Genomic DNA, 4,984 nt, shown 5'->3' on the forward strand with positions numbered 1-4,984 from the left:
CCCGAGGACAGGAGTTCCCCCGTGCCGACCACCCCTCCCCCGGACGACGAGAACGACAAGGACTCGTTCAAGGTCACCGAACAGGTGCTGCTGGACTTCGCGACCAAGTTCGAGTCCCTCCTGCTGGAGTTCTCCGAGGACCCGGCCCTGCAGTCCCTGACGCAGTGGTCGCAGGGTGCCGTCTCCGGTGACGACGGTCTGCTCCTGCCCGGCAACACCAAGAACCTGCCGAGCGCCGGTCAGGTGCAGGCCGCCTTCAAGGGGCTGTGCACCCAGACGCTCAGCGCCCTCGACGTGTTCCGCGGTACGGCCGACAGCGCGTTCCTCACGCTGAAGACCGTCAAGGCGATCCTCGACGGCGCGTCCGACGACGCCATCAGCGTCACGGAGATGTGGGAGATCCTCAACTCGATCCAGCAGGGCTCGCGGAACCAGGGACCGGGGAACAGCACCCCGCCCCCGACGAACAAGTAGCCGACGGCTTACCGCGATCCAGACAGGAGTGCCGAGCCATCATGCCGGTGAGCAAGAACTGGGAAGAATCCCTCAAGGTCCTCATGAACGACACGGGGACGCTGGCGGACCGGAACGCGGTGGCCGGCCCGGGCTCCGCCCGGTGGATCGTCGACAAGAGCTTCCGGGCGCAGGCCGCGGTGCCGGAGGGGCACGACTGGAGCAAGACGTTCGACATCTACTGGACCGGCTACGTCCAGCTCACCGACCAGAACACCGGAGCGGCGATGACGCAGCCCCTCTGGTACGTGGTGGGCTTCAACGTCGACTGGGCGAACGTCTTCGACAACACCTCGTCCAAGTACAACCTGTGGTTCAAGGACACCGAGCGCAACCTCACCCCGCTGGTGGCCTCGCCCTACAAGAACGAGGTCACCAACGCCTGGTCGTTCGACCGTGCGGCGGATCAGCTCAGCGGTGTGCTCAAGTGGCTCGACGAATGGCAGCCGATCGTCAACGGCTGGTCGGAGTCGGTCGGCTCCTCCTCGGACGACTGGAGGGGCAGCGCGGCCGGCTCGTTCAAGAAGTTCCTGAACGTGATCAACGTGGAGATGAGCAAGGTCAGGCTCGATCTGGCGGCGCCGACCGACTACGTCGCCCTGCTCAGGACCACCAAGGAACAGCTCCAGAGGTCGACCATGGGCCTGTACAAGGCCTTCACCACCTGGCGCCCGGCCTGGCACGCCAACGCGGTGAACCAGCTCGCCGACGTCTTCGCCGAAGTCATGAAGAACGCGGAGATCCGGCTCAGCTGGGAGACCTACGTCCAGGGCGACTACGCCAGCTACAACGTGCGGTTCGACGGCATCTTCGACTCGAGCGGCTCCAACGTCGGCAACGCGCACTGGGTCGACGGGATCGAGGAAGTCGCCAAGCAGCGCTGGATCAAAGGTCTCGCCGAGCTCGACCAGGCGGCCGGCACCCACATCCCCCCGCTGGACACCGCCTACCTCAAGCTCGCGGGCGCCCTCAACGAGGGGGTGTACCAGCCCAGCATCACCCTGCCCGGCGGCGGCGGCCCGAACACCGGCCCGGGCGGCGGGAACACCGACAACCCGCTCAAGGACCTGCTCGACAAGAAGGGCTCGGGCGGCGGCACCGGGGGCTCCAAGGACATCCCCCACCTGAACCAGGGCGGCAAGAACGGCCCGGGCATCAAGCCGCCGGTCAACCTCCCGGGCGGCCTCAAGCCCGGAACGGGGACCGGGACCGGCCCGGGTTCCGGCCTCGGGCCCGGCTCGGGCCAGGGCGCGCCGCTCCTCGACAAGGACGGCAAGCCGGTCCTCGGCCCCGACGGAAAGCCGGTCATGGTGCCGCCCGGCTCGCGCATCGGCAAGGACGGCCGGGTCTTCGACCCGCAGGGCAATCCGGTCAGGGGCGCGGACGGCAAGCCGGTCGTCGCGCCGCCCGGCGGCAAGGTGGGGCAGCCGCAGGGCAACCAGGACCCCGGCGGCATCCCCAGGCCCGGCGCGAACCCGTACGACCAGCTCCGGCTCCCGGAGGGGGCGAAGATCCTGGAGAACGGCACGGTGGTCGACGCCGAGGGCAAACAGCTGCTGGACTCCAACGGCAATCCCTACGCCCTGCCCAAGGGCGCCACCGTCAAGGACGGCATCGTGGTCGATGCCGACGGCAAGCAGATCAGCCGCACCCACCAGCTCCTGACGAACGCCGAGCACGCGATCACCTCGCGCCCGGTCCCGAAGCCCCACACCCAGTCCGACGGTCTGCACCTGCCCGACTTCAGGACCGGCCGCGGCTCGGGCGGCAGCGGGCTGACCGGCCTGGACGGGCTCTCCTCGGGCGGCGGCACCCCCGTGAAGGGCACGACCGAGACCCGCGGCGGCATGACCGCGCTGGGCGAGCGCGCGACCGCGGCCGGGGCCTCCGTCGACGGCAGCCCGGCCGCCCGGGCGGCCAACGCCACCGGTCTGGAGCAGCGGACCGCCCTCGAAGGCCAGCCGCCCCTGCAGTCGCCGATGATGCCGCCGATGAGCCCCGGCATGGGCGCCGGCGCCGGCGCGCCGAACCAGAACAAGGACCGCACCCGCACCACGTGGCTCACCGAGGACGAGGAGACGTGGGGCACCGGCAGCGGCTCGGTCAGCGGCGTCATCGGCCGCTGACCCCCGTCCGCCCACCACCCACCCACCGTTGCCGACCGCAGGAGCAGAGGGACCATGAGCATCGACTTCGACAGCAGGATCAAGGACGCGATGGCGGCGCTGCACGAACAGCGCGACAAGATGCTCGCGGCCAAGCAGGAGCTGGAGGCGGCGACGGCCACCGTCACCTCCAAGGACCGCATGGTTTCGGTCACCGTCGGCCCCCAGGGCCAGGTGGTCTCGATGACCTTCCACACCAAGGGCTACCTGGGCATGGCACCGGCCGAACTGGCCGCCGCGCTCGTCACCGTGCTCAACGACGCCCGGGCCGAGATGGGCGCGCAGGTCATCGAACGGATCAAGGGCTTCGACACCTTCGGCGACCGGCTGCGCATGATCACCGGCATGGGCGGTATGCCCACCGACCTGGACGAGCTGATGAAGCCCCTGCGCGCGATGGGCTCCTCGTACGGGCTGGAAGAGGCGAAGGAACAGCTGCGGGCCGCCCGACAGGAGGAGTTCGTCGCCGAGGAGGAACAGCTGCGGGCCGCCAAGCAGGAGGAGTTCGTCACCGAGTCGGAGAGCCGTATCCCCACCGGAAAGCAGGAGGAATTCCATGGCTGACGGAATCCGGGTCCTCAGCGACCTGAAGAACAAGTTCGCCAACTACGAGGAGTACGAGCGCTGTCTGACCGATCTCAACCGGTACATCGTGGAGATCAACCGGATCAACAAACAGTCCGCCGGCCAGGACGAGATCGGCAAGACGTACCACCAGACCGTGGACAAGGCCACCGAAGGCCTCACGGAGCAGATCGCCTCCATCCGTAAACGGCTGGGTTCCATCGCGGACGCCGGCGACCGGACGGTGAAGAACATGAACAACGCCGACGACGAGGCCACCCAGACCATCGGGTGATTCCGAACCGGGCCGACGGCCGACCGCGTTCCCCGATGTACAGCCGTTCGCCCGACCGGAGGACCACCGCGCCATGGCCATCAATCCACCCGACGGAATCGCCGACTTCCTGGGATTCGTGTCGGGCATGCCGTGGCCCGAGGCGGACGAGGACCTGATGCGGCGGGTGTCGGAGCATTACGCCTCGATCGCACAGGACCTCGGGTCGCTCTCCGGTTACGTCCTCGAACTCATCCCGATCGTCAAGAGCGACTTCGACGGTGAGGCGGCCGATGCGTTCCTGGTCGCGATGAGGGACCTGACCGGTCAGACGGCGGGCGGGAACCAGCTGGAGGAAACGGCCACCCTCGCACGTCAGTTGTCCGAGGTGGCCCTGAAAGTCGCCAACCAGGTCGAATACACGAAGATCATGGCGATCCTCCAGCTGGTGGAACTGCTGTCGCAGATCCTCTTCGCCACCATCTTCTCCCCGTTCACCTTCGGTGCCGTGTGGGGGCCGGTGTCGGTGGCGTTCCTGGCGACCCGCGAGGGCCTCAAGAACCTCTTCCTGTGGCTGCTCAACACCATCCTGACCCAGACGTTCATCGGGCTCACCGGTGGCATCTTCCGCGACATGGTGGTGCAGCTCTACCAGCTCGGCTCGGGCCACAGCAAGCAGTGGAACACGCCGAAGTACTTGCTGTCGTCGGGGTTCTCGGCGTACTGGTGGCTCAGGACCCAGTTCTGGTACTTGACCATGACCGGTTCGAACATCCGGTGCAGGCCGCTGGAGAGCAGGCTCATGGCCACGCCGGAGGCGAACGGGCCGGCGCTGATCGAGAAGCCGTCGCCGAAGACCAGGTTGTAGAAGCCCTCGCTGAGCATCTCGTGGGTGCCCTCGTGCAGCCACGAGCCGACGGCGTCGCCGAGCTGGTAGAGCGGGTTTCCGTGGAGCGGGTTCTCCTGGAGGAAGACCCGGCCCAGGAAGGTGTTGTGCTCGGAGCGGTTGAAGAGGGTGGGCATCGCCTCGGCGAGGTTCTTCAGCGACTGGTTGTCGGCCAGGCCGCCCAGGGCCTTGGTCAGGGAGTCCACCAGCCCGTCGTGGTCGGCGCCGAGGCGAACCCACTTGCGGGTGAGCATCTCACCGAACTCACGGCCCGCCTGCTGCGCGCCCTCGTACGCGAGGTGCTTCTGGAAGACCTCGCCCATCCTGCGGGAGAACGCGTCCGCGATGGACCCGCTGCCGAAGCGCAGGAAGCCGGTCTCCAGCTGGCGGGTGACCCCGCCGAGGAGCCGGGCGACGTCGTCGGCGAACTCCTTGCGCTGCTGCTGGGTGGCCAGCAGTTCCGCCACGTCCGGCCGGGGGGCGACGGGCGGGACAGCGGTGTCGAGGTGGGTGTCCGGCACCTTGTTGACGGGGGTGGAGGGCGGCAGCTCCGGGGGGACGTCCGGGGCGCCCCCCTTCTTG

At 68.3% G+C, this 4,984-nt stretch carries 5 protein-coding genes; 4 read left to right on the top strand and 1 reads right to left on the bottom strand.

All coding sequences use genetic code 11. The annotated features are described in order from the left end of the window. From EF918_RS32260 to EF918_RS32275, 4 genes are all read left to right on the top strand, one after another. Window positions 1-474, top strand: a 474-nt coding sequence (locus EF918_RS32260; protein WP_221889777.1) for a hypothetical protein, incomplete at its 5' end; no start/stop codon positions are given. 41 nt (window positions 475-515) lie between these two features. Beyond that, entirely contained in the window at window positions 516-2,639 is a 2,124-nt protein-coding gene (locus EF918_RS32265; protein WP_125652460.1) for a hypothetical protein, read from the top strand. A 54-nt stretch (window positions 2,640-2,693) separates the two neighbouring features. After that, entirely contained in the window at window positions 2,694-3,242 is a 549-nt protein-coding gene (locus EF918_RS32270; RefSeq protein WP_125652461.1) for a YbaB/EbfC family nucleoid-associated protein, read from the top strand. Further along, window positions 3,235-3,537, top strand: a complete 303-nt coding sequence (locus tag EF918_RS32275) for a hypothetical protein (protein WP_125652462.1) — start codon at window positions 3,235-3,237, stop codon at window positions 3,535-3,537. The genes EF918_RS32270 and EF918_RS32275 overlap by 8 nt, the downstream gene beginning before the upstream one ends. Before the next feature lie 627 nt (window positions 3,538-4,164). On the opposite strand, the gene EF918_RS37405 is transcribed toward EF918_RS32275, so the two are convergent. Continuing rightward, window positions 4,165-4,984: hypothetical protein (locus EF918_RS37405; protein WP_185922021.1), on the bottom strand; the 820-nt coding region annotated here is incomplete at its 5' end.

The organism is Streptomyces sp. WAC06614 (assembly GCF_003949795.1).
In the GTDB taxonomy this organism is placed as follows: Bacteria; Actinomycetota; Actinomycetes; order Streptomycetales; family Streptomycetaceae; genus Streptomyces.

Coding starts and splice junctions, on each gene's coding strand:
- EF918_RS32265 (WP_125652460.1), top strand. CDS start 516: ATGCCGGTGAGCAAGAACTGGGAAGAATCCCTCAAGGTCCTCATGAAC.
- EF918_RS32270 (WP_125652461.1), top strand. CDS start 2,694: ATGAGCATCGACTTCGACAGCAGGATCAAGGACGCGATGGCGGCGCTG.
- EF918_RS32275 (WP_125652462.1), top strand. CDS start 3,235: ATGGCTGACGGAATCCGGGTCCTCAGCGACCTGAAGAACAAGTTCGCC.